The 26,657-nt window shown below is 45.0% G+C and carries 22 protein-coding genes; all 22 read right to left on the bottom strand.

From position 1 onward, the window contains the following. Window positions 1–23: 23 nt before the first annotated feature. The gene (locus ACFSR7_RS19510) at window positions 24–806 is read right to left on the bottom strand and encodes a tyrosine-protein phosphatase (protein WP_378164404.1); all 783 of its coding nucleotides are present in this window, start codon (window positions 804–806) and stop codon (window positions 24–26) included. Window positions 807–865: 59 nt separating this feature from the next. Next, entirely contained in the window at window positions 866–5,221 is a 4,356-nt protein-coding gene (locus ACFSR7_RS19505; RefSeq protein ID WP_378164402.1) for an Ig-like domain-containing protein, read from the bottom strand. A gap of 140 nt (window positions 5,222–5,361) precedes the next feature. Then, window positions 5,362–6,567, bottom strand: a complete 1,206-nt coding sequence (gene metK / locus ACFSR7_RS19500) for a methionine adenosyltransferase (protein WP_378164401.1) — start codon at window positions 6,565–6,567, stop codon at window positions 5,362–5,364. Window positions 6,568–6,720: 153 nt separating this feature from the next. Continuing rightward, entirely contained in the window at window positions 6,721–6,996 is a 276-nt protein-coding gene (locus tag ACFSR7_RS19495) for an alpha/beta-type small acid-soluble spore protein (RefSeq protein WP_378164399.1), read from the bottom strand. 101 nt (window positions 6,997–7,097) lie between these two features. Next, on the bottom strand, window positions 7,098–7,484 hold the full coding sequence (locus ACFSR7_RS19490) for a GtrA family protein (RefSeq protein ID WP_378164659.1): 387 nt from the start codon (window positions 7,482–7,484) through the stop codon (window positions 7,098–7,100). Then, window positions 7,468–8,400, bottom strand: coding sequence for a glycosyltransferase family 2 protein (locus ACFSR7_RS19485; protein ID WP_378164397.1), 933 nt, complete (start codon window positions 8,398–8,400; stop codon window positions 7,468–7,470). Before ACFSR7_RS19485 ends, ACFSR7_RS19490 begins: the two co-directional genes overlap by 17 nt. Then, window positions 8,390–9,478, bottom strand: a complete 1,089-nt coding sequence (locus tag ACFSR7_RS19480) for a DegT/DnrJ/EryC1/StrS family aminotransferase (RefSeq protein ID WP_378164395.1) — start codon at window positions 9,476–9,478, stop codon at window positions 8,390–8,392. The genes ACFSR7_RS19485 and ACFSR7_RS19480 overlap by 11 nt, the downstream gene beginning before the upstream one ends. Further along, window positions 9,475–10,029: an acyltransferase gene (locus tag ACFSR7_RS19475; RefSeq protein ID WP_378164393.1), complete on the bottom strand. Its 555-nt coding sequence runs from the start codon at window positions 10,027–10,029 to the stop codon at window positions 9,475–9,477. The genes ACFSR7_RS19480 and ACFSR7_RS19475 overlap by 4 nt, the downstream gene beginning before the upstream one ends. Before the next feature lie 20 nt (window positions 10,030–10,049). Then, complete coding sequence (locus ACFSR7_RS19470) at window positions 10,050–10,457, bottom strand: sugar 3,4-ketoisomerase (protein WP_378164391.1); 408 nt, start codon at window positions 10,455–10,457, stop codon at window positions 10,050–10,052. A gap of 26 nt (window positions 10,458–10,483) precedes the next feature. Then, window positions 10,484–12,493 carry a glucosyltransferase domain-containing protein gene (locus ACFSR7_RS19465; RefSeq protein WP_378164389.1) on the bottom strand — a complete coding sequence of 670 codons (2,010 nt, stop codon included), beginning with the start codon at window positions 12,491–12,493 and terminating at the stop codon, window positions 10,484–10,486. A gap of 81 nt (window positions 12,494–12,574) precedes the next feature. Next, on the bottom strand, window positions 12,575–13,426 hold the full coding sequence (gene rfbD, locus ACFSR7_RS19460) for a dTDP-4-dehydrorhamnose reductase (RefSeq protein ID WP_378164386.1): 852 nt from the start codon (window positions 13,424–13,426) through the stop codon (window positions 12,575–12,577). A gap of 36 nt (window positions 13,427–13,462) precedes the next feature. Then, window positions 13,463–14,440, bottom strand: a complete 978-nt coding sequence (gene rfbB / locus ACFSR7_RS19455) for a dTDP-glucose 4,6-dehydratase (protein ID WP_378164385.1) — start codon at window positions 14,438–14,440, stop codon at window positions 13,463–13,465. Next, window positions 14,437–15,006 (bottom strand): dTDP-4-dehydrorhamnose 3,5-epimerase, encoded by a 570-nt coding sequence (rfbC, locus tag ACFSR7_RS19450; protein ID WP_378164383.1) that lies wholly within the window; start codon window positions 15,004–15,006, stop codon window positions 14,437–14,439. Before rfbC ends, rfbB begins: the two co-directional genes overlap by 4 nt. Before the next feature lie 22 nt (window positions 15,007–15,028). Continuing rightward, on the bottom strand, window positions 15,029–15,772 hold the full coding sequence (locus ACFSR7_RS19445; RefSeq protein ID WP_378164657.1) for a sugar phosphate nucleotidyltransferase: 744 nt from the start codon (window positions 15,770–15,772) through the stop codon (window positions 15,029–15,031). A 50-nt stretch (window positions 15,773–15,822) separates the two neighbouring features. Further along, window positions 15,823–17,607 carry a glycosyltransferase family 2 protein gene (locus tag ACFSR7_RS19440; protein WP_378164381.1) on the bottom strand — a complete coding sequence of 595 codons (1,785 nt, stop codon included), beginning with the start codon at window positions 17,605–17,607 and terminating at the stop codon, window positions 15,823–15,825. Then, window positions 17,604–19,043, bottom strand: coding sequence for a class I SAM-dependent methyltransferase (locus ACFSR7_RS19435; protein ID WP_378164380.1), 1,440 nt, complete (start codon window positions 19,041–19,043; stop codon window positions 17,604–17,606). The genes ACFSR7_RS19440 and ACFSR7_RS19435 overlap by 4 nt, the downstream gene beginning before the upstream one ends. Continuing rightward, on the bottom strand, window positions 19,040–20,251 hold the full coding sequence (locus ACFSR7_RS19430; protein WP_378164378.1) for an ABC transporter ATP-binding protein: 1,212 nt from the start codon (window positions 20,249–20,251) through the stop codon (window positions 19,040–19,042). Before ACFSR7_RS19430 ends, ACFSR7_RS19435 begins: the two co-directional genes overlap by 4 nt. Next, window positions 20,241–21,041, bottom strand: coding sequence for an ABC transporter permease (locus ACFSR7_RS19425; protein ID WP_378164377.1), 801 nt, complete (start codon window positions 21,039–21,041; stop codon window positions 20,241–20,243). The genes ACFSR7_RS19430 and ACFSR7_RS19425 overlap by 11 nt, the downstream gene beginning before the upstream one ends. Window positions 21,042–21,075: 34 nt before the next feature. Beyond that, on the bottom strand, window positions 21,076–21,564 hold the full coding sequence (locus ACFSR7_RS19420) for a hypothetical protein (protein WP_378164375.1): 489 nt from the start codon (window positions 21,562–21,564) through the stop codon (window positions 21,076–21,078). Between the two features lie 19 nt (window positions 21,565–21,583). Beyond that, window positions 21,584–22,561 carry a glycosyltransferase family 2 protein gene (locus tag ACFSR7_RS19415; protein WP_378164373.1) on the bottom strand — a complete coding sequence of 326 codons (978 nt, stop codon included), beginning with the start codon at window positions 22,559–22,561 and terminating at the stop codon, window positions 21,584–21,586. Between the two features lie 15 nt (window positions 22,562–22,576). Further along, a complete protein-coding gene (locus tag ACFSR7_RS19410; protein WP_378164371.1) occupies window positions 22,577–25,000 on the bottom strand; it encodes an O-antigen ligase family protein in 2,424 nt (807 codons plus the stop codon). Window positions 25,001–25,012: 12 nt separating this feature from the next. Beyond that, complete coding sequence (locus ACFSR7_RS19405) at window positions 25,013–26,518, bottom strand: sugar transferase (protein ID WP_378164370.1); 1,506 nt, start codon at window positions 26,516–26,518, stop codon at window positions 25,013–25,015. Window positions 26,519–26,657: the final 139 nt, after the last annotated feature.

Below are 26,657 nucleotides of genomic sequence, written 5' to 3'. Positions count from 1 at the left end.
CTATCGAATACTTAGTGGCCAGGTCAACTTTTCCTGAGAATTTTTGCGAGTTTCATCCACAAACTCTCATTTCGAGCAATCGGAGGATGCGGCGACATGTCATCATTATACAGCACGGCTTCTGCATTTTTTCTAAAAAAAAGCTCAAAATTAACGCCCAGCAAACGGTTTATTTTGCAATAACTCTCTTGGAGTAAAAATCCCCGCTTGGTCACATGGTGCGCGTCGGAGGATACGAGATGAATAAGGCCTTCCCTGCATAGCTGCCAGGATGCCTGCTCGATTCGCTTGCCGAAGGCGCCCAGCAGCGAATGCGTCGTCACCTGACTGTATGCGCCAGCCGCTACAAGCTCGGCAAGTCGTTCGGGATGGCTGACAATCTCGGCATTGCGTTCGGGGTGCGCGATGATCGGCGATAGATTCAACAGCTTGAGCTCGTGCAGCAGTTCGGATAGACCGCGCGGAATTCTGGAGGTGGGCAGCTCGATTAAAATATACCGCGTACCGGCCAAAGTAAGCAGATCCCCTCTCGCCCAGGCGTCCAGCAGGTCGTCGTGCACCCGGATTTCCTGTCCCGCCCGCACCGTCAGCCCGATTCCCTCGGACGTCAGTCGCTCGTTCATCGCCTCCACTGCCGGCAGGATGCTCGGCCCTACATTGTCATACTCGCCATTGGCATGATGCGGAGTCGCGATAATCGTCTCGATTCCTTGGGCTGCCGCCACACGCGCCAATGCCAAAGCATCCTCCCAGTCCTGCGCACCGTCGTCGAGACCAGGCAAGATATGGGAATGTATATCTATCATCAACCTATACCCACTTTCGACAAAAATGTAACAGGGGCGCTATGGCGCCCCCGACTATTTTACAACAATTCTACATACTCCAGAAACCGCTTGACGATAATCGCCGCTTGCGCGCGCGTCGCATTATCCTTCGGCTTCAGCTCTGTCGTCGTCACGCCTTTGATGAGCCCCGTCTTAACTGCTGCCACGACGGCATCCTTTGCCCAGCTGCTCACCTTGGTGCGGTCCTTGTAAGCGTTGATCTCCGTACCGGTAACGGTCGGCATGACGCCTACATACGACATCGCCCGCAGCATCATCGTCGCCATTTCCTCGCGCGTAATCGTGGCGTTCGGCCGGAACTTTCCGTCCGTACCGCCTTGCACGATGCTCGCCTTCACCGCCGCGCCGATATAAGCAGCCGAGGTGCCGCCGGTGCCTACGTCGGAGAAGCGCGTTGCGGATGCCGAACTGCCGTTCAGCCCCAAGCCTCGCACGATAAATTCGGCAAACTCCGCGCGCGTAATCTTGCGTTCCGGCGAAAAGGCAGCGTTGCTGCTTCCTTTCACGATAAACTTGGATGCCAGCGAAGCTACGTCAACGCCCGCCCAATGTTTGCTCATATCGCTGAACAGCGTGATGGGCTTCGCTACGACCGCATAGACGCTGTTGCTTTTGCGCATGAAATCTACGCGCAGCGTCGATCCTTTGACTGCAGCCTTCGTCGGAACGTATACAATCTCTCCAGAGTCACTGTCCAATCGGACGACCGCAGCCTCTGATGCAGTCGCACTCGTGGTCGGAAGTAGGAACGATCGGGTCACATACGTGCTGTAATCATCGATAGCACGCTCGGCTCCGCCAACTTCGACCGAAGCGGTGAAGTCTGCTGCGGGAGACTTCATTTGGACGTTGCCGGCATTGAGCACAGAAGCCAACGATGTATTGGACAATTTTTCAATTTTGAGCAGCAAATACGCGCTTGTCATATCGCCGCCACTGGTCTGGACCTCTTTGCTGTAATTAATAGCTTTCAGCGGCAAGCTGAACAGCAAGTCTCCATAATCTAACCTGAACACGGCGGAAGCATTCTGCGATACCGCACCGGCCAGCGCCATCATCGGTATGGCGACGATCGCGCCGGCTTCGCTCTGCGGAACGCTAAACGTAAGCTGTGGAACGCTAATCGTTCCTGCATTTAGCGCCGTACCAAGCGTTGTATACGCCATTGTAACTTTGTCTCTGTCTAAGTTGTACCTTCCTGCGACTTTGCCGGAAGGCGTAGTTCCCGATATTTTCGACGCGGTCGTCTGACTTAGCAGCAGGCCGCCTGCCCCATCTAACGAAAGGTAATCCGGCAATCCGGCGGCTGCGGACGTTTGATTGGCCGCAGCAACGTCCGCAAAGGCGGCCACAGCTTGGCCCGCTGCATCCTTAAGCGCATTGCCGGCCGTCGAGTAGCTCACCGTAGCAGCTTTGCCGGAAACTGCTGGCGCGGTGAGGGTCAATACGACTTTAGAACCATTGACACTGATGTTGCTAATGCCGAACAGTCCTCCGTCCGCGTTTTTCACCGTATATTGAGCGGCATACGGAATGATCGACGTGCTAAGTGCGCCCGAGTACTGAAGCGTTACTGTCGTGCCGTTAATCGACACGCTTGATAATGTTGCAGCCGCCGTCGAACTCGCAATCACCGAGTAACCGGTAAAGAGCGCGGCAGGATTCCCCGCCAAGTCTTTGATCGGCGTCGCGCCCGGAATGTAAGTAACTGTGACTGTCTGATTCGGAATCACTGCGGACAATAAAGTCAGCGTGACCGTATTGTTGGAAATGGCAACGCCCGTAATCTCCGCAGCCGCTCCGCCTACCAACACGGAGAAGCTCGATTTGGGAGGCACGGAAGCGGCCATGAGTCCCTCGTTATAGGCAAGGACAACCGACGTGCCGAGCACCGTTGCCCCCGTAAGCGAAGGCGCCGTCGTATCGTTCGCATTTTGTACATAGAAGTCTGTAAATCCTGCCGCATCGTTTCCCGACAAATCCGTGAGCTTGTAACTTCCAGCCGAATAACTCACCGAAACGGACTGGCTGCCCGCAATCGCACTATACAAAATAATAGTCACATTCGCGCCGTTCGAGGAAATGGACGATATGCCCTGCGCGGTTCCATTCACCTTCACCGTAAATTGACTGGCAGCGGATGAAGACACAGCAGCTAGTGTCTTGTTGAACGTTAGCGTCACTACGCTTCCCGACACCACGCCGCTCAGCGGACGCGGCAGCGTCGTATCAGCGGTATTCGCGACGCTAGTAGCGTTGAAGGCCCCTGCGGCATTCCCCGACAGGTCTTTAAGCGTAACCGCGCCTAGCGTATAGGATACCTTCACCGTCTGACCGACGGCCACACCCGATTGAAGCGTTAGACGAACCTGCGTTCCTTTGACTGAGATGGCATTGATTTGACGAGGGACATCGTTGACGGTCACATAATAGTTGGATGCAAACGGGACCGAGGACTCGTCCAGCGCTTCATTGTATGTCAGCAGTACGACTGCCGCTCCGTCCATCGTTGAACTCGCGAGCCCGGGAGCCGTCGTGTCCGTACCGATTGTTTGGAAAGTCCAACGATAGTCGTTTAAAATGCCCGGGTATCCATTGCCTGCCAAATCGACAATTGCATTGGCTGGCACGTTAACGACATATCGGGAAGCTGCGGCAAAAGGCGTATCCGGCGTCAAAATTACGATCCGCGGATCGGAGTTGTCGATGGCGAGCGCGAGCTGAATCTTGACGGATGCGCTACCACTAGCGAGGATTGCACTGCCAGTAGCCGAGTTGGACGTCAATTTTACCGGCTCACTGAATACCATCCGCAGAACCGCGTTGGTACGCACGCTGTTAAGCAGCGGGGCCGGATCCGTGGAGACCAGCTCAGGCGGCGTAGTGTCCGATGCCACGCGGAAGCGCCAGGTCGTCAAGTCCGTAGTACCGATGCCTAAATAATAGTTGCCGGACAAATCTGCGAATGCCATCGTACCGATCTGCACGGCGTACGAGGTATTTGGAGACAGCGAGGCGCACGGCTTGATCGAGATCGTCGCGGTGCCGCCGCCCGTGATCGCGGTCGACGTGACCGGGATCGAGCAGAAGACAGCGTTGGTGTCGGCGTTGCGGATCACAACGTTGCCGGAACCGGGCACGACAGGTTCGCTGAATTGGATGGTGAGCGATCCGGTGATATCCGTCGTAGAACCGCCGGCGGCAGGCGTCAGCGTCGCGACCGTAGGACGCGTCGTGTCCGCGGAAGCCATGGTCGAAAAGTACCAGCCGGATGGATCCACGATTCCTTCATAGGAAGCGCCGCCGGTCGTCAATAAAGCGCCGGGATCGATCAATACATAATAAGACGTGTTGCGTGCGAGCGCGACCGACATCGGTATATTTACCGTTGCACCGTTGATCGAGATTCTACCCGCGTTTGCGGCGATCGATTCGACTGTCTCGTTGTTCGATACCTTTTTCACCGTAATATTCCCTGTCGTGCCTGTCCTCATTCCCGTCTGGAATTGAAGCGACAACGTAATCGGCGAATCGCCGTTCACGCCGGAGGCGCCGCGAAGCGGGTTCGCAAATTGCGGCGCTGCTACATCCGAAGCCGTGGTGGCAAACGACCATATGTAGGGACCGGAAATGCCGGCATACTTGTTGCCGACGGCATCGACAAATGCGCCGTTGTCGATCAGTACGTCATACTGCGTGCTCGCCACCAATCGCGTCGGCGGCTGGATGCGAACTACGTTCGTGCCCGAGCCGGTCACGGCGGAAGACAGCACCGAGATGACCTGCGCGTCCTGCGTGTCGCGGCGAACGATCTGAATGCTGCCGGACGCAGCTTGGACCGCTTCATTAAATGTGAGGGTCAGGGCGCCGGTTGCACCCATCGTTCCGTTCTGCTGCGGCGAATAGTTGCTGACTGCAGGAGGCGTCGTATCCGCGGCTACGACATGGAAATTCCACGCCGTCGCATCCGTAATGCCGCCGAAGTAACCGCTGGCTCCGGTAAAAGCGCCGGGCGTAATTTGGACATAATAATCCAGACCGGCCAGAAGCGTACCGGTATTAGGATAAATGTTCAGTCGGTTGTTAGGGCTAATCTGCAAATGCGTGGTGTCGGCCGCTACGTCGAAGCTTGCCACCGTATTGTTGGACGCCACTTCCTTAATGAGTACGGAACCGGCGGAGCCGCGGTAGATCTGCTCGTCGAACGTGACGGAGAGCTGCGCGTTGGCCGGCACGACCGGGCTGTTGTCTGCGGGTTGAACAGAGACGATGGCGGGACCGCCGCTGGCTGCAAATGCGCCCCCTGTCGGGCCGAACGACTGGGCCAGGAGCGTGAGCAATAATAGTACAGGTACAAAACGAAGACGCTGCAATTGCGATTCCTCCAGATCCTAAAGGCATACTGTACTGTATATGTCGGCTCTTGGAAGGTGGAAATTAAGTCTATACGCAAAAACCGCCGCTACGGATTTTTGTCCGTAGCGGCGGCGCATGTGGTGATCGTATGAATGAATTAAGCCCAAGCGCCGGATTTCAGCAGCTCTACCTTGTCGGTACGCTCCCAAGGCACGTCGATGTCCGTACGGCCGAAGTGGCCGTAAGCAGCGGTTTGCTTGTAAATCGGACGGCGCAGGTCGAGCATCTTGATGATGCCGGCCGGACGCAGGTCGAAGTTCGAGCGGATCAGCTCGACGAGCTTGTCCTCGGCGATCTTGCCCGTGCCGTAAGTGTCGACGTTGATGGAAACCGGGTTCGCTACGCCGATCGCGTAAGCAAGCTGGATCTCGCACTTGTCGGCCAGGCCGGCAGCGACGATGTTCTTCGCGACGTAGCGCGCTGCGTATGCAGCGGAGCGGTCGACCTTCGTCGGATCCTTGCCGGAGAATGCGCCGCCGCCGTGGCGAGCGTAGCCGCCGTAGGTGTCGACGATGATCTTGCGGCCGGTGAGGCCTGCATCGCCTTGCGGTCCGCCGATAACGAAGCGTCCCGTCGGGTTGATGAAGAACTTGGTCTCGTCGTCGAGCCATTCTTCAGGTACGACCGGCAGAATGACATGCTTCTTGATGTCCGCTTGGATCTGCTCGAGCGAAGTCTCTTCGGCATGCTGGGTCGAGATAACGATCGTGTCTACGCGAACGGGCTTGCCTTCGACGTACTCGATCGTAACTTGCGTCTTGCCGTCCGGGCGAAGATAAGCAAGCGTCTCGTTCTTGCGCACTTCGGAGAGACGACGCGACAGGCGGTGCGCCAGCGCGATCGGCAGCGGCATGAGCTCGGGCGTCTCATTGGTCGCGAAGCCGAACATCAGACCTTGGTCGCCGGCGCCGATGTCGGCGTTCTCGACGAGCACGTCCTTGCCGTCGCGGCTCTCGATGGCTGCGTTAACGCCCTGCGCGATGTCGGCCGACTGCTCGTTGAGCGACGTCAGGACTGCGCAAGTCGTGGAGTCAAAGCCGTATTTAGCGCGGGTATAGCCGATCTCGCGGATCGTCTTGCGGGCGATCGACGAGATGTCGATGAAGTCCGCGGAGCTGGAGATCTCGCCGATAACAAGTACGAGACCCGTAGCGACGGATACTTCGCAAGCGACGCGCGCGTATGGATCAGCCGCAAGGAATGCGTCGAGCACCGCGTCTGAGATTTGATCGCAAATTTTGTCCGGATGGCCTTCCGTGACCGATTCGGACGTGAAGAGATGCCGGCCCTTAATCGTCGACAATATCTTCAACCTCCCCTACACAAAAAATGAACCTTTTCCGGTAGGAAAAGGTTGTTAGACAGACCTTCTGATTAATGATACCGGAATTGTCGAGGGGTGTCAATGTGCGGAAAATGCGTTCGAGCCTTTTGTCAACTGGTTATTATCCAGCAGTTAAATCAGCGATTGCTGCGCTTGCTGGATCAATCTTTTCGTGACGCCGCCGCCGACCGCACCCGCTTCACGCGAAGTGAGGTTGCCCAAATACTGCGAACCGCCGCCGCCAGCCGAGAATGCGCCGAGATCCCCCGCGAATTCCGTATCCCCTGCACCGGCTGCACCGCCGTATTGACCAAAGTCGACGCCAAGCTCCGACGCGATCTCGTATTTCAACGCCGCCAGCGCCTTCGCGCTCTCCGGAACCAACTTGCGATTGCTTCTGCTTGCCATGTCGCCATGCACCTCCGTTGAATTTGACAGACCTAGTATGACCAGGTCCGCTTCGCGGGAGGCATATGAGTTAATGGGTAAGGGGGAAAATAAAGGCGGTCTCACTGCTCAAGCTTATTTGTGCGACTTTTTATGATCCATCTGCTCAAAAGAAAAGTAAGAGGGGTAGTAATTATAATCGAAACCAATAATGCAATGCGCTCATGAATCATTAAATGATGGACAAAAATGTATAAGAGCAACGTATTCAGTCCATATTGAACGACGTATATGAGCGGAAATTTAAAAAAAGATTTCCAAGAGAGCTTTTCTTTGAACACTAATAGCGAGTTCAAGAAGTAAGAGATAATAATGCCAAACCCATAAGATATAGAATATGCTGCAATATATGGAAGGTAGTGCAAGAACCCTAAATAAACAAAATAAGTAGTAAATGTATTTATAAGACCCACTAACACAAATTTAATAATCTCAGTCAAATACTTCATCGATAATATACGCCGGACGCTGCCTGCTTTCATCCAATATTCTCCATAAATACTCTCCTATTATCCCCAACATCATCATTATGATTCCCAGCAAAAACGTAATTACGGCTACAATAGAGGTCCATCCCTGGATGCCTACGTTTCCGACAAATGCATTTACAATCGCAAAAATGCCATAAAGGAAACTGATGACCGCCGTGATAAAACCAATAGAGGACATAAATCTGATTGGCGCATACGAAAAACTGACAAATGAGTCGATGAACAGCTTCACTTTCTTCGACAAGGTCCATCGGGACTTTCCAAATTTTCTTTCCTGACGGACATAAGGAATAATACTACGATCATGACCGAGCCAATAAATAAGGCTCATGATATTCGTGTTCTTTTCTTTAATATTGTTAATCTCCTGAACTACTTGCTTATCGATTAGCACAAAATCGAAACCGCCTGCGGGATATCCTTTTAAGGCATACTTTTCCATCAAAAAATAATAAGTATTCGAGAACATTTTCTGCGAAAATGATTCGTCACGGTCCGACCTTGAAGCAAGCACTACTTTATGACCACTTCTCCAACGTTCAATCATATCAACGAAAAGTTCCGGCGGATCTTGAAGATCCGCCGAGATAATGCCCACGCAATCCCCACTTGCCAAACCTAAACCTGCCTGAATTGCAGACATCGAACCAAAGTTTTTACTCAGCTTGATGACTTTAATTCTTTGATCTATTTCCCTTTCGCTTAGCAGTAATGCTAGCGATCGATCTTTGGAGCCATCATCTACAAATATAAACTCCAGTTCAAATTCAGGCAGCGATTCCTGAAGCAGTTTCAGTCGAGGAACCGTATGTTCTATATTTAATTCGTTAAAATAAATAGGAACGACGATTGAGAACTTAAGCTTAGTATTCATTTATTGCTTTCACCACTGCTTCCGCTTGAGTCAACTCCATAACTGGACTGATAGGCAAACTGAGCACTTCACTGTGGATACGTTCAGAGATCGGATAAGAGTGATCCTTCCATTCTAGGTAAGCCTGTTGTTTGTGCGGCGGAATAGGGTAATGAATCAATGTTTGTATATTGCGTTCGAGTAAATACTCGCTTAGGTGTTGCCTATCCGGACAACGTACGACAAATAAATGCCATACATGTTGCAATTCAAGTTGTGGAACCTCCGGAAGAATCATCTTTGGATTATGAATGTGGCGTAAATAATAATTGGCTATTTCTCTTCTTCGCTCGTTCCCCTCTTCCAAATACTTTAATTTTACCCGTAGAACAGCGGCCTGGATCTCATCGAGACGACTATTAAATCCTTTTTCTACATTTTCGTATTTCTTCAGCGAGCCGTAATTACGAAGCGCCCGAAGGCGTCTCGCCAAATCTCCGTCGTCGGTCGTAACGGCTCCTGCATCGCCAAGGGCACCGAGATTTTTGCCTGGATAAAAACTGAATCCAGCTGCATCTCCTAGACTTCCGGCCCTTTTTTGATTGTATTGAACGCCATGAGATTGAGCGCAATCCTCGATAAGTTTTAAATCATGCTTCTTTGCTATTTCTCGGATTGGATCTATCTCGCATACCCGGCCGTACAGATGAACAATTAAAATGGCTTTAGTTCTTTTCGTTATTTTGTTATGGATTTCTTCTGGATCTATATTAAATGTACGCAAATCCGGTTCGACCAGGACAGGCGTCGCACCAACCATCGAAATGGCAAGAATTGAAGCAATGTAAGTGTTCGAAGGAACGAGAACTTCATCGCCCTCTTGAATGCCATACCCCCTTAATATCAGCATTAATGCATCGAGACCATTGGCAACCCCGATACAATGCTCCGTGCCGCAATAAGTCGCAAATTCTCTTTCAAAGCTCTCTACTTCTTTGCCAAGGACATACCAGCCCGAGTGAATAAAGCGATTCATTGCCTCCTTTATTTCTTCTTCCATCAGCAAGTTCATGCTTTTTAAATCTAGAAAAGGAATCATTTCATTTGCACCAACTTTTCATTTTGCATGCCAAACTGAAGCCCACAGTTCTTACATGAATAGTCTGTTTCCAAACTATTTCCGCAGCAACACACGTACCCTTTCATTCTTGCGGGATTGCCATACCAAAGCGTATGGTCCGGAATATCTTTCGTCACGACCGAACCGGCTCCGATCATGGCATAACGTCCAATCTCTATTCCTGCTACAACAGTCGCATTTGCTCCCAGAGAAGCCCATTCTCTAACTACTGTTTTAGCAAAGGATTCAGGATACTGTTGCGAACGGGGACGAAGGTCGTTTGTAAAAGTTACGTTTGGACCTATAAAAACGTGATCTTCGATCCGAACGCCGTCCCAAATATACACGCCTGACTTGACGGTCACATGGTTTCCAATTATAACGTCGTTTTCAATAAAGGTTTGATCATTAATGTTGCAATCCGAACCGATACGGGCCATAGGTAGAATGTGAGCAAACGCCCAAACTCGCGTATTGTCGCCGATATTTTCGGTTTCTACCAGTGCATTCGGGTGCTTGAAATAAGACAATTCATTCACTCCTGTTCGATTTACGAATATACTTCTACGAACCTTGCATATTCTCTTATATAATCCTGTGGGTCATAATGATGCGAGGCCAATACCAGCAACACGCAGTCATGCGAAAAATCATACATTTCATGCCAATCATTGGGTTCCAGAAGTAATATCTTCGTTGGCGAGTCTAATGTAACATCAGTTTTTCGTTTTAGATTGTCCAAATATACCTTACAAGAACCAGAAACTGAAACTAGCATTTGCCTCGTCTTTAAATGAGCGTGAAAACCTCGACGGACACTTTCTTTAGTACCATATATATAAAAAATACGTTTAATAGAAAAGGGTACCGACATCCCCTCTTCGAGCACTGCCAATAACCCTCTTTGATCTCCAAGCTCTTTTATTTCAAAAATTTCACTATCATATAATGTTTTCAATATTATCCTCCCTAAGAAAATTACATTTATTCATAAAATTTGATGTGAATCTGTGTAAATTCCGATGTAGAAGGTGGATCCAATCGTATTGATTTGAGATCTTTAAAGTCAGAAGGAACTTTACAGTATATTAGATTCGTTCCCCTTATGACATTGTAGCGTCCGCTATTCGATTCATTAAATTCTTCATCAGACTGCCTAAGAAATATTTGGATCTCTCCTTCTATATCTGATGTAAATTCTAGCGTAATATATTTAATTGATGTGTTAAGAGGAGAATATTTATTAAAGAACGATACGTATGGATCCGTAACGCCAGAATTTAATACAAGATGATTCTCTTGATTACGAAGTGATAAATCATTAGTAAATTCTATATCTTCCTGTTGTGGTGAATAACTATAAATAATCTTATCGACTTGACTATTAATCTTGTCTGGCGAAATTTTAATTGAAGAACTTAAGCTGCTCGCCGATAAATTAACAATGACTATACCATGTTTTAAAGCTATTGACCCAGATTCAGGCCAAACTGGCATTTCTTTTGCAAGTTCGATCGCCTCTGTCATTTGATCAGGAGACGCAAGTATAAAGTTATATCCTAGTGTATTTAAAAACGAATTCATTCTCCCTGGATTCCCTTGATCCCACTCAAAAAAAGAAAACCCTAGTACTTCTTGCTTAATTATATTAGGTAGGAGGGGTTGGGGATGCTGTCCGATAAAAGCTATTGCTTGCTTAGGGGACTCGCTGCCTGTTTGCTTTTGTATTTCAGAACCAATTTGATTGGCTAGATTAATATCTTCTTGATATCTACTATAATCACTAAAAAACAATTGTGATATTGAAATAGACTGATAGAATGAAAATAATATAGCAATTGATAAGACGAGAAATTTTATTTTGCGCCACTCGATTGCTAGATATAAAAATACCCAGGTGCAACCTACAAATAGAGCACAAACTAAATCCATTCTAATAAGCAAAGGGGTACCTAAAAAGACAGACATTAAAAACGGGGTGCTTAAGAAGCCAAAACACAATATAGCCAGACTAACTCCAATACCTCTCAACTCTTTGTGAATAACAATACGCCACATGTATATTAGTATAATAATGGCATTGAACGCAAACGTAGGAAGGAGTATTCCGCTTCCGTATATAGTATTTCCCTGAACGTATTGTTCAAAATGCCTTAGTAGGTTTTTCATTATTAACCCGGGAGACTGCGTCCCCCAAGCTACAAAGTTATTTATATAAGGGGAGGAAGGAATAAAAATCCCTAAAGTTTTGTCTATTATCTTGTAAACAATTAACCCTAATAATATCGTGAGTATAAATTTCAATACAATAATTAAACCTCTAGAATAACTACTATTAACTTTTTCTTTATACTGTTGGCTTAATGCAAGAAGTGCGACAAACATGCAACCACAGATAATAACAGGTAAAAAGGCTTGATATATAGAGGTAACAAACATTATTAATACTATAGAAATAAACATATAAAGCCGATTTTTATCATATACAGCCCATCTCGTGATAAACAAAACAGATAAAGCTGTCAGTACCCAACCTACTCCAAGTTCAAAGCTCATCATTGAAAAACCAATATTTTCGGCGTACGCAGGAAAGGTGAAAAACAGTGATGCAACAATTATTCCTTTACTATCATTTTTTTGCGCTTTTTTATCCGGAGAATAATTGCTTATGATATAAGCCCACAATAAACTTGCTAAACCAAGTAAAGTTATTGCCAAAAAAGTACTTGTAATCGAATTACTCTTTTCTAAATGAAATAACCACTTTAATGAGCTGATACCATACCTACCTTGGGATGTCCAAACTGAAAGATTTTGTTCACCGCTTCTTAATAACGCATGCTCCTCGTCAATAGATAATGAGTATTGAGTTAGAGGTAGTCCATATGCCAATAAAGCAAAAAAAGATATAATAATGATTAAGAATTTGTTATTTTTAAAATAATCGATTATGGATTGAAACTCTCTTTTAAACTCCGCCAATCCAGCCCTCATTTACTTGACTTCCCTCCAAAAATGGAACACGGATTTGTGAATAAATACACTAACCTAAAGAATTAATAACGATTACAATTGTTATTTAGGATTAAGAAAAGACTTAAGTGCTGATCTCCAATGCGGAAGATCGTTAAATCCATTTTGCCTTATTGCTGAATGGTCCATAACGGAATACCTTGGACGATGAGCAGGACGTGGAAATTCTTCTGTAGTACAAGATGTCAGTTTAATTTTATTTTGACTTTCTTCAAAGATAGCCTCTGCGAATTCAAACCAACTGCATTCTCCAACATTTGAAGCGTGATAAACACCGTAGGCCTCGGTTTGAACTAGTTCAATTAAAAACCGGCTTAAGTCCCACGTATAGGTGGGAGAACCAATTTGGTCATTAACAACTGTTAAACTATTCTTCTCTTGAGCAAGCTTGAGCATCGTTTTAACAAAGTTGTTGCCATATTGGCCATATACCCAAGAAGTTCGAACAATAAAATACGATTGACTTAATGATTGAAGTAACAACTCGCCTGCAAGCTTAGATTTCCCATACACTGATTGAGGATTCGTTTTGTCATATTCATTGTATGGTTTATCTCCTTTTCCATCAAATACATAATCCGTGCTGATATAACATAATTTAGACCCAGCTTCTCTAGATGCGACAGCTAGGTTTCTCGTTCCTATTGCATTAATTTTGTAAGCTTCATCTGATTCAATTTCTGCTTTGTCCACAGCAGTGTAGGCTCCAGCATGTATAATAGCATATGGGCAATAAGCGACCATTGCCCGCCGACACATCCCGAGGTCCGTTACATCAAGCTGATTGCGATCTAATCCTACGATATTTAACTTATCGGTCTGGAAATTGACTAACTCTTGACCTAGCTGACCTCTTGCGCCCGTCACCAATACTGTTGGTTTAAATTGCGCCATTAGTCAGACCCCCTATGGAAATAATTACTAAAAGCTTTACCGATTAGCTCTCGAGAGGATACGAGTCATCCATTCTTGATTGGATAGGTACCAGCGAATTGTTTCGCTTATTCCTGTTTCATATTTAAATTTAGGACTCCATCCAAGGCTGGTACGGATCTTTGTAGAATCAATTGCATATCGACGATCGTGTCCTAGTCGATCTTCTACATATTCTATAAGAGTTTCTGGTTTGCCGAGCTCTTCAAGTATCGTTTTGACCACATGCATATTAGTTCTTTCATTGTTTCCGCCAATATTATAAATTTCTCCACTCTCCCCCTTACGAGCAACTAAGTCTATGGCACTGCAATGGTCCTCAACAAACAGCCAGTCGCGAACGTTAAGACCGTCTCCATACACAGGAAGCTTTTTATTTTTTAGAGCATTCTGAATCATCAGCGGAATTAGCTTCTCCGGAAACTGATAAGGCCCGTAATTGTTTGAGCAACGAGTAATATTAATATTGAGTCCAAATGTTTCGTAATAAGCACGAACCATAAGATCGGATCCAGCTTTGCTAGCAGAATAGGGGCTATTCGGTGCAAGCGGTGTTTCCTCCGTAAATAATCCGGTTTCACCCAACGTACCGTAAACTTCATCAGTCGATACATGGACAAACTTTTGAACGTTAAATTGCTTTGCAAGATCAAGCAGTACTTGCGTACCCAGTACATTGGTGCGCACGAAAACATCAGGCTCTGTAATACTGCGATCTACATGTGATTCGGCCGCAAAATGTACCACTACATCGATGCCGTCTACAAACAATGGTTTAATTTTATTATGGTCTGTGATATCAGCATGGAAAAACTGGTAGTTTGGATTTTTTTGTACTGATACCAAATTATCCAGGTTACCTGCATAAGTTAGAGCATCAATATTTACTACCTGAACATCAGCATATTCACGAAGCATATAGAGAATAAAGTTACTACCGATAAACCCTGCACCACCAGTAACTAGGAGCTTCAAGTCAAAGTTCTCCCCTCGCAAACGAAATTAGACTCCGCGTTTAATAATACTGGATGATTCGCATCTTTCTCCGACAGAATAGGTTCCCGCGTCGGCCAATCAATGCCTAAAGATGGATCGTTCCATGCAATTCCACGGTCATGATCTGGAGAATAATACTCGTCAACCTTATAATGCACTTCTGTGTTAGTCACCAGCGTACAAAAACCATGAGCAAATCCTTTCGGAACAAGTAATTGATGTTTGTTAGCCGCCGATAAAATGAATCCTTGCCATTGTCCATAAGTTGGGGAGGCTTTACGTATATCTACAACTACATCATAAATAGCGCCATTTGTTACCCTCACCAACTTAGACTGTGCCTTCGGTTCCATTTGATAATGCATTCCTCGTAGAACACCTGCTTCAACTGACAAGGAGTGATTGTCCTGCACAAAAACAATGTCTATTCCGTGCTCAATTAAAGTCTTAGTATTGTACGTTTCCATAAAAAAGCCTCTAGCATCAGCGAATACGACAGGGTTAATTATTTTAACACCCGGAAATTTTGTTTCCACTATTCTCATTAAATTCTTCTCCAATCAAATATTACAATTTAAGCATTCCAAATTCGTCACCAAAAAGTAAATCTTTTGCTAATTCGTTTGCATGGGTTAATGAAGCATGTGTACCGGCATCTGTCCACCAACCCTTTAAGATGTCATAGCCTAACTCCCCTGTTAAGATATATGCGTTATTTACATCCGTTATCTCTAGCTCGCCTCGATTTGAAGGTCTAAGTGTTCGGATAATTTCAAAAACTCTTGCATCAAACATATATATGCCTGTGACAGCGTAATTGCTCTTGGGCTTTTGCGGTTTTTCTGTAATCGAGACAATTCGACCATGTAGCAATTCAGGCACGCCATAACGCTTAGGATCGTGAACCTCTTGAATTAGTAACTTAGCACCGATCCCTGTTTGCCTAAAAGAATTTACATATGGAACAATACTGTCCGAGAAAACATTATCGCCTAAAATGACAACCATTGAATCATTGTTTACGAAACCCTCTGCAAGACCAAGCGCTTGTGCAATGCCCCCAGCCTCATCTTGTACTTTATATGTAAATGAGACACCCATTTCGCGGCCACTTCCTAGTAAGTTAACAACATCCCCCATATGGTCTTTTCCGGTTACTATGAGAATATCAGTAATATCAGCTTCTTTAAGCTTGGCAACCGAATGAAAAATCATTGGATACTTTCCAACTGGGAGCAAATGTTTGTTTGTTACTTTTGTCAATGGGAACAAACGAGAACCCGTTCCACCAGCTAATATTATCCCTTTGATGTTTATCATCTCCAATAATTCATTATAAAGGCCTGGCCAGGCATACTTTTCTATAATTTAAGGACTCTTTTTATTTTTGATTTCGCTTTGTTCTTAAGCTTAAAGAAAATCACATCAAATCTTCCTCGTTTAATGTGATTAATAACAACAATTCCTTTATTCATAAAACCCTCAATATCCGCCAATACTCCTTTAACAGGCAGCATTGCTCCGTTAGCGGCGTGTTTATTTCTAACAATATGCAGATATCGATCAAATAACAACTGTCTCTCCACTCCAATGGTTTGATCCATTGGAACCCTATACATTGAGGTTACCTTCTCTACATAATGGAAATCCTCGTTAAATGCGTATCGTAACCATAGATCCCAATCTTCTAACACCTCTAAATTCGGATCAAAGCCTCCGAATTTATCATATAGTTCTCTTGAAAATAAAACTGTCTGAATCGGAAAGTAATTGTGATGAAGCAAAATCAATCGATTAAATGCTTGCTTATGGATTACATTATGAAAAATTTCTTCATATTCATAAGGAGATTTCGATTTAACTCGAATTGGTGTTTCGAAAGCCATAGCATAGGCAGCACCACAGTAAGAGTTCTCCGTAAGCTGAGTAACTAAAACCTCAACGTGATCGCCAAACATTACATCATCATCATCTAAGAAATTAAAATACTCCCCATTTGCGTTTTCTAAAGCTATATTTCCAGCCAGACAACGTCCTACATGGGTTATCGTTGAAAAATATTTTATATTAAGATCACTAAACTCATTCACGATCATTTCCTGTGACATATTTGGCCCATCTTCAACAACTACTACTTCAATATTAGAGTAAGTTTGGTGTCGAACAGAGAGCAAAGCTTCTTTTAGAACTTCTGGTCTCCCACAAGTTCTAATAATGATAGAAACTAGAGGATGATGTGAGGGAATTCTATTTTCGTAAAATGCACCCTCACGCACAAACTCATAATCCCATATTCTAAAGTTTGGCCGAAATCCTTTATTTCTTATTTGTCTATTTTTATTTCTAAACGATAAACCATTTGAAAAACTTTTAATGATCGATTTTAATATTCGTTTACGATGCCCCTTAAAAGGGCTTGGAACAGCCAGCAAGCCGGAATACAAAATATAACCATTAATAACATCTTTCCAATCTCCGAACTTATAACGTAACATTAGATTATTATATGTACTATTGTAAAATTGGTTAGGTTTAACTTCTCCAGCACTTTGGTAAGTATAATGATTAACTATGCAAGCTGGAACATAGAGAAGCTTATATCCTAACGCACGCAATCTCCAACTTAAATCAACGTCCTCGGCATACATAAAAATCTTCTCATCAAACATACCCACTTCTTGGAAGGCGCTTCTTCTAACAACGCATGCCGCGCCGCTGGACCAAGATGTTTCAAGAGTTACCGGATTGTAGTATTTAGGATGCTCATAAGGAAATTGTCTGCACTCCCACAGCCCTGTATCAGCACTGCTTCTTTGAATTATCTTTTTCAGCTCGGTAAAACAGCTAGAGTGAATTTCAGTATCAATATTTAAAAAGAATACAAAATCTTCTTTGCTGTTTTTAACACCTAGGTTGTTAGCCTTGCCAAAACCTAAATTGGACTCTGAAAATATGCATTGAAAATTTCCAAACTCATTTTTCCGGGAATATGACGATAAAAGTTGTTTGGAATCATCAGATGATCGATTGTCAACAACTGTAATAAATAGACTTTTTGAATCATATTCCGATTGCAGTAGACTATCCAGACAGAGGTTTATCCACTTTGATGAGTTATAGGTCACAATCACCACATCAAAATTCATTGTACATCTCCTTTAATATTTCTTATCCACCTGGTCCATTTCCAAGTTCTAGAATTTTTAACATTAGCGAGTTCATTCTCCAGCATTTTCTTTTTATTTTCAAGGCTTTTAAGTTCATCTCTAAATTTATTACTTTCTTCTTTTTGTCTATGGAGTTCTTCTTTAAGCGCATGTTGAGCCTCCATGAGGCTGTCATATCCGGTCGTTAGTTTGTTAATTTCTATTTTTTCTTTTATCAGGTTTTCTTCTAACATCTGTTTTGAATTTACACTGCACTTAATATATTGATATAAATTATTCAACAGATTATTCTGACTTGATAGTGTGCTCAGATGAAGCTCAAGAATACAATCTTGCACTATAATTGGGAGGCTAATCTCCCACTGCGGATCATCCCCCACTGCTATCCAAAGAGAATCAGTGCTGCTTAATTCGCCAGATAGATGATGTAATTGATACAAGGAGGCCAATTTTGAGTGAATTTCTGTTTTTGACCATTCCAATATCAGTTCGCGTCTAAGGCTCAGAAAGCATATTTTTTTAACGGATATCAACGCCGGAAAATTCGTTGGATCTATTCTAATTACCTGGCCAGAATAAACACAGGGAATGTGCACCTTTAGAACCTGGTCTCCCCATGGTGATTCAATTCCCAACTTTATGGAAGATCGTTCGTTATATGGTTTGTCCAAAAAGATTTGAGCAAAGCTAGTGTATAAATATTCCCCATTCGTTACTTCGCTAATATTATTAGTAGTCGGGAGTTTTATCTTTTGCGACACCGTAATGTATTGGTAGACGTGTGATTCTGGATTCTCTTTTATAAACTCAGCCACGCTTGACGGCACATCGTAGTAACTCGTCTTTATTTCCGTTTGATCAGGAAGAACCCGGGTCGTCATCCAAGCTACTGCAGTTAACCCCGACTGTTCCAAAAGTCTTTCAATCGAGCGTTTTGTATAGAACTTGAGATGGGTATTATCTAACAATCCCAAGGATCTATATTCAAAATTTCCTCGCAGCAATTCCAACACGACAGCTGCATGTGCCATATTGGGGATCGAGGTCAGCACTTCCCCATCGTCTTTCAACATCTTTATGGCAGCTTTTAATACAGCTTCGGGTTGCTTGAGATGCTCCAAGACATCTGCAAAAACGACATAGTCATAAGGAGCACCTTTCATTAGCTCTTCGATCCATAGCATTTCGTCTAAATCCCCTACGAACATTCTGCTTGTGAGGGGTTCCGTTAAACGAGCGGCATCCGCATCAATTTCTACACAAGATACAGAACAATTTTTTTGCTCAGTCAGTATGCGTGTCATATAGCCTTTAGCCGGTCCAAATTCTAATACATTTGAATGTGGAGCAATCCGGTTAATAATGTAGGAGAGGGAAGTATCCGCATCAAGGTTGATATTATAATCATACTTCAACGGATTCCCTCCTTATCTACAGACCAGGCATGATCGAAACAGACCAGACCCTCGGCAAAATAATCGCTGGATTGAATTCTAAAACTAAGGCACCTCGCTTTATAATCCAACCTCACCAATCCGGAGCTTTCAAAAAAGCCTACATCGATAGCATAAGTGCCCGGCATTAGCTTCATATTGGAATAAGACAATCTCAATGTATATTGGCCTACTCGGCCTTCGAGGACATAATGGTCTAGCTTCGTATTTAATCCACAAACCCAGGTGTTTATAGAATCAAAAATGGATATTCCGCCTACTAGCCCTTCTATCTGATTGCTAACTTCATATTGAACGAATATTTCAAAGGGCTCCCCATAGCTCAAAACGTCTGTCGGTTGTCCTTTACTATTTTTCACATATATATCCTGGATGTTTAACTCCGCATTCTTAACTTCGCTTTGCGGCGCTTGAACGCTCCCCTGTATAAATCCACTCTTCATGTAGCTCTCAAACTCTTTTGTTACTGTGTTGACATTCCCCCGTTGAAAGATGGAACCGTTCATTAACCATATCGCGGAGTCACAGAAATTTCTAATCGAATACATATCATGACTAACAAATATAATCGTCTTTCCTTGTTCTTTAAACGCCTTCATCTTCTCAATGCATTTAAGTTGAAACTGCATGTCGCCGACAGCCAACGCTTCATCTACAATGAGAATGTCCGGATCGACATGGACCGCACATGCAAAAGCCAGTCGAACAAACATGCCCGATGAGTATGTTTTAACCGGCTGGTCTAGAAACTCTCCGATATCGGCAAAAGCAGCGATATCCGGCAATCGTTCTTTTGCCTGCTCAATCGTTAACCCCATAATCGTTCCATTAATGATTGCATTTTCACGGCCCGTGAATTCAGGGTTAAACCCGCTTCCTAGCTCCAGCAGCGCAGCTATTCTCCCGTCGATTTTCACATTTCCCGTTGTGGGCGTGAGCGTGCCTGCTATAAGTTGGAGCAAGGTGCTCTTACCGGAACCATTTTTTCCGATGAGGCCGATAGATTCACCTTTTTCAATTCTTAGATTGATTTTGGATAATGCCCAGAATTCTTTATAATGCTTTGCTTTATTTCTCGACCATATATGTTTCAATCGATCTACCGGCTTTTCAAAAATACGATACATCTTTTCTGTCTGAACAATATCGATTGCATACTCAGAGGACATCGGCAAAGCCTCCTCTCAGTTTCCTAAACCAGACATAGCCCAATATCGAGACAACTAATCCTAGCAAAAAAGAAATTCCGATCGAAGACCATTCAGGCATCTCCCCGGTGATTAGAATATTACGCATATTTTCTATAATGCCCGTTAGCGGATTAAGTTTATAAATAAACCATAGACGTTCCGGAATAATAGATAAGGGGTAAAAAACAGGACTTAGAAACATAAGCGCTTGTACTGCCAAGCCAAGAAATTGTGTAACATCCCTAACGAATACGCCAAGCGCGGCAAAAAACCAAGAGAGTCCAAGCGACAGTAATATCAATGGGATTAGCACGATAGGCAACAGTACAATGGTCCAGTGTATAGTTCCATAGCATATGACTACAGATATCAGAAGCAACACGAGACTAATGACCATATGAAATAGTGCGGATCCGATTGAGGTGACTGGAAGGATTTCAATTGGGAAAACTACTTTTTTGACATAGTTTGTATTAGAAATAATCAAGCTAGGCGCTCGATTTATTACATCTGAGAAAAAGTTGAATACCGTGAGACCGCAAAACAAAAAGATGGCGAATTGAAATTTGCCTCCGTCATCTGCGCCGGATCCCCATTTATTTTGAAAAACGACGCTAAAAAAATAGGTATATATTAATAGCATAAATAGCGGCGTTACGAAGGACCAAAGTATGCCTAAATAAGAAGACTTATATCTTAGCTGTATTTCCCTTTTTGTAAATGAGTAAATTAGTTGTCTATAATTAAGCAGGCGAAGAATTTCAATCAACTCATTTCTAGTTATGAACGATTATTAGATTATTTTACTGAAGCTTATACCCGCCCCGCACCAAAACCGTCAACCCATTCTTCTGCTTCGAATCCGGCTCAATCCCTCTGCCGTCCCGCGGAAACAAGATCAAATGATTTGTCGCAATTGGCGAACCCGAAGCGATATCTGCGCCGGCCGTGAGATCCGATAGTCCGTTCGTGTCCGAGCTATAAGCGATGGCTTTGCCAGTACGCACAACAACTTCTCCGCCGGCACTGACCATTAGTTTAGCTCCGAATGGGACAGTAACGACTTCGAGCTTTGTTGCAGACTCGGGAGTCTGCGTGCCTTCGCCAGCATTACCGCCATTCTTTAAATCCGCGATCTTCTGATCCACATAACTCTTCGTTACAATCGGATCATCCGCGAGTCCTGGCGTTGTCTGTTGAACGTCTGCGTATGCGGATTGATACCAGTTAACGCCTCCTGCGACAATAGCAGCTGCGACAAGAATGCCAAAAGTCTTGGTATATCGATTCATGATGACCATCCCTTCATGCTCAATGATTGCTGACCGATTGCGCCTCTGCTTTGAAAATAACGGGATCTCGCACAATCTGCGACTTATCGTAGTTAGACCAGAAGTCCGGGTGCATACTGAAGCGTCTTCTAAACAGCACAGGAAGCTGCTTGTAAGATACGCCCAGTCGGTATCCCAAATACTTAGCAGCTGCTTCACCGACCCATCGCGGAGTCCATCTCCAGTTCCCTTGTTTCCACAAGCGTCCTAGCTGCTCCTTAACAAGCCGGCCGCCCTCTTTTTCCGCTCGCGCATATTGGAAGATCCATTCGTTCATCCGCATGGATACGCCGATATCGAAGTTGCGTTTGAATTGTTTTTTTAGACTGTAGTCGTGAGAATGAATGACGCTGGCGCGCGGGTTATACACGACGGCATAGCCATTGGTAATACACTTGGCCGCAATCATCATATCCTCATTCAAAATAATTGGTGCCGGGAAGCCGCCTAATTGGATGAACGTATCTCTGCGAATCGCCGAACACACATTGGTGAAGAAAAAGAGTTTGATGCCGAAACGGTCCAAGTCGGCCAGCGTTTTATGAATATACAGTTCCGGGTAGTTAATATCACGGGTCATCCGTTCTAGCACGTTTGACTCGGGTCTTGCGATCTGCCTTCCGCACACTGCCGCAACCTTCGTGTCCGCAAAGGGCGCAATGATTTCTTCTATGAATCTTTCGTGCTGCGGAACCGCATCCTGGGTCATATACACGAGCACGTCGCCGGTAGCCTTCTGCGCAGCATGGTTTCTCGTGCCGCCATGATCGAACTCCTTGCGCTCTACCGACATGACTCTAGCACCCAGCCTTTTAGCAAGTAGAATAGTCCCATCATCCGAACGAGAGTCTACGACGATAATCTCGTGCGGTTTCACTGTTTGTTCCTGCAGCTTGCCGATTAACTTGACCAGGTACTTCTCCGCGTTCAGCGTCGGCAGGATAACCGATACTTTCACTGTTATCCCTCCTTTCTATTTAAGCTGCTCTAGTTGGTTTGCTTCTTTTTCATCAGCTGCGATTAATTTATCATATAAAGCTTGATCGTCTTGGCCTAGCTTTCGTAATGCGGCCGAGTAGTATCTGGCTACCTTACGATTGACGCCCTCCGCACTCAAATCCTCTTGTAAGGCAGGCTTTAGAGTTTCGGCGGACTGTCCATAATCCCCATCACTATAAGCTATTTCTCCAACTGCCAGTCTTGCAGTGTTAGAGATAACGAAGGCACGATTAAGCTCGACTGTCTTGGGCAGTTGTTGTACGACGCTTTCTTGTTCAATGATCTTTTGATAATATTGCTTAATTGCCTCGGCCGTTGCCTTAGCCCCTTCGGTATCGCTAGCTTGTCGCTGTTGCTCCCACTTGGTGAGCAGCGCGGACTCGAGCTGATCGTAGAAGGTTTGTTCAAAAGGATACTGAACGACAGCTTTCTGCATGATTTTAATCGCAGCATCCTGGTTGCCGCGAATCATCTGGATTGTAAAGTCCAAATCCACGCCTGGGCGATAATACGGCTCAATCTTCACGAGCTTCGCAAGATAATTCTCCGCTTCCTGCAGGTAACTCTCGTCCTTGGATTGATCGTATGCCTGGTAGTTCCAGCTCGTTAACTGTTGAAGCAATACGGGATTCCCCGGTGTGATCTTCAGTCCTTTTTTCAACGGGGCCACAATCTCGGAGAAAGGTCTCTGCTGCACATAGGCATCGTTGGCATTGTCAATTTGACTGGAGCTGTATAGCCTTAAGCTAGCAATAACAATGAGCGCTATGCCCAGGACAGCCAATATGCCTGAACTGGCTTGTTTGATCCATCGAGCTTGTTGGACCGTCCATTGTTTTACTGGCGACAGTGCCCCGCTGAGCACGCCAAGACAGAGGAATACCAGGACATCATAGAGCAAGTAACTCATCTCAAAGTCAATTGAAGCATGCAATAGAATTGTAATAGGTACGACGAAGTAAAAGATATATTTGTTGCGATACGCTTCGGACATTCTCCTGTACTTCACCACAAAGGTAATTAACGAAAATAGGATAAGGCCGACAATGGCAACTGTACCGACTATACCGACTTCTACTAGTAATTGTGTAATGAAGCTATGCGTTTGTGCGCTTAAGTATGGATAGGATTGATACTTCTCATAGGATGCTTCCCATGCCCCGCTGCCGCCTCCAAGAATCGGATAGTCCTTCCACAGCTGGATTGCGTTCTTATACATTCTTAGACGCTCGTAAACGCTATGTGTTTCAAGGTTTACGCCTTCAATCCGATTTCGAAGCACCGGCGGCAGCAATTTTACCATCGTATCTGATAGTATAGCAAGAGCACCTAAAACAAACAGAATTAGAAGTCCGATCGGCAGCCAAATACCCGAACGATTCGACGCTCGTGCACCAATCTTCGCTTGGAGCTTAGGCTCTATGTACCTCTCTATTGCATAGGTTATAGCCCCCATCGCTAACGATGCAACGATTAGAATTGCCCAGTACCCGATTGCATCCCCGGAGAAGATGGAGACAGTTTTGTAACTTTGCTTGGCAGCTGTCGCAGATAGAATGCCATTGACGACCTCGATCCCTCTGTCAGCCAATTTGGAATATATTAAAAGTGAGATCCCCATACCGATAACCGAGTATAGGATTAGCTTGATTTGAATTTTTAGACGGAGCATCGCAAGTGTGACGATTGCGATAATGGGCAGCACGACAAGTGCGCCTCGAGACAATGTCAGTAAAAAGGAAACCAGTACCGGCACAAGCATCATTCCGTGGAGGATCTGGATCCCTCTGCTTGGCGTACGGTTGATTTCGAGCAGCATTACGATCCACATAATAAGCAATAGAACAGCATACGCATTGGCATATTGAAACACAGAGGTGATTCGAATGCCGTCTTGCGGGGTCAAGGAATCTAGTAGATAGGCATTGCCAAACATGGTAAGAAACCCGTACACAACCAGAAGATAACCGAAGATGAGAAACGCAAACGGAAAACGCTCGGTAAGTTGGTCAGATCTGGACCAGAACGTTCCTGCTGCATAAAATAAAAACAAAGCCAGGTGGATAAGGATTCCGATCTTGGCCATATAGGGGGAAAAAGCTTGAAAAGAGCTCAATAAATATACGAGAGGAATTAAAATCGCTAAAACACCTATTACTATATTAGCCCGCGTCCATTCAAAGTTACGGGCACTTATCTGGAAGATAAGCCAGACTGTAATGAAAGCCGAAACAATCAATGCCAGCAAGGCCGGGCTCTCGAATTGATACTGGTTTGGACTATGAAGTCCGTACCCGAGGAAGATGCCGTTGTTAAACATCGCAATAAACATGATGAATGCGATCCATCCCCAGGCAAACCACTCTCTAAAACCCGACTTCTCTTGACGCTTCAACATGGCCACTCCTCATCAATACGCGCCTGTGCCTTTAATAACCACAGGAATCGTTTTTAACAATATTTTCATCTCCAGCGCAATGCTCCAGCGCTCAATATACTGAATGTCCAGATCAATCCATTCCTCAAAATGAAGATCGCTTCTACCGCTAACCTGCCAAAGTCCTGTCATTCCAGGAAGTACATCCATCCGGCGCCAATGGTAATTCGTATATTGGGCAACCTCATCCGGCAATGGTGGCCGTGGTCCGATCAGACTCATGTCGCCTCTCAACACATTCCACAGCTGCGGGAGCTCATCTAATGAGTATTTGCGCAGCCATCGACCGGAGCGCGTAACTCGCGGATCCTCTTTTACTTTAAAGGCTGGACCTCCGCTGACTTCATTAGATTTGACCAAGGTCTCTCTCAGTCGCTCAGCATCTGTGCACATGGATCTGAATTTCATCATGGAAAACGGAACGCCGTTCTTACCGACTCTTACTTGCTTAAAGAATATGGGACCGTTTGAGTCGAGTTTAATCCACAAGCCCAATATGAAGAACAAGGGGGATAATAGAATAAGTAGAATGGCGCTGATCATCATATCGAATAGTCGCTTTAATACGATATTTATACCCCTCAATGGTGTTTTTACGACTTCCATATACGGTTGAATAGCGTCCGTATGAAAAGCAAAAACGGTTGACATTCGATCGAACATTTCCGGTATAATCCGGATATCGACATTGTACTTGTAAATGGTGTGCAAGATCGAATCAATAACACTGCGTTCGGAAGGTATCGTTATATACACGATATCGACATGTTGATTTTGCAATACCGCTTCCAACTCCGCCGTCTTGCCGATTACTTCAGAACCAATCTTATAATCGTCCAAGTAACCGACGATCTGGAATTTGTGGCTTCGCTCCTGTTCAAGCCTTCTTTGCAGTTCATTGCCTACCTTGCCTGCGCCTACGATGAGAACGCGGTCTTGCAGATACCCCTTTTCATTTAAAGCTTGATTCATATATTTATGTGTAGCTCGCCAAGTGACAGCTTCCACGAGCATCAGAATGGCGAACGTTACTAGCGTCACCCGGGAGTAGATAAACGTCGTTTTTAATAAAAATGTGATGCCGATCGACATGAGAAACGCATAACTTGTTGCCTTTGCAGAGAACAATAATTCTTCGGTAAGCCCACGCTCTCTTTTTCCAGAGAAAAGAACGCCTTGCGCTCGAATAAATCCATGAATAATCAGAACCATGCCTAAAAATAGCAAATATTTGTCGAACACATAGACTTCGCGGATCCAATGGATGGGATCCATTGAATGGACTGCCGGATAGTCTGGAATTACTTTTACATACATGAGTAAGTAAAACGTCAAAATATATGTGCCATATTCGCCAGTTAGAAAGGAAATCTGTATCCATCGCTTGAGTTTATCAAGCTTAATTCGCTTCCTGGAAGCATTCCCTACCGCCTTTATACGCATCTGTGCGATACTCTTGGTGGTTCCAATCCGCTTCACTTCCATGCCTTCTCACCATCATTCGGGTATAGATAATTCTATTTTAACACAATTTCCGACAATCGGGACGAATGTATTTTCCAGTTCTGTGAATAAAAAACTGCCGGTATAAAGTAAATACCGGCAGTTTTAATGTTCA

The organism is Cohnella sp. GCM10020058 (genome assembly GCF_042683485.1).
In the GTDB taxonomy this organism is placed as follows: domain Bacteria; phylum Bacillota; class Bacilli; order Paenibacillales; family Paenibacillaceae; genus Cohnella.
Note: the sequence above shows the minus strand (reverse complement) of the source record. Positions and strands in the feature narration are given on the sequence as shown.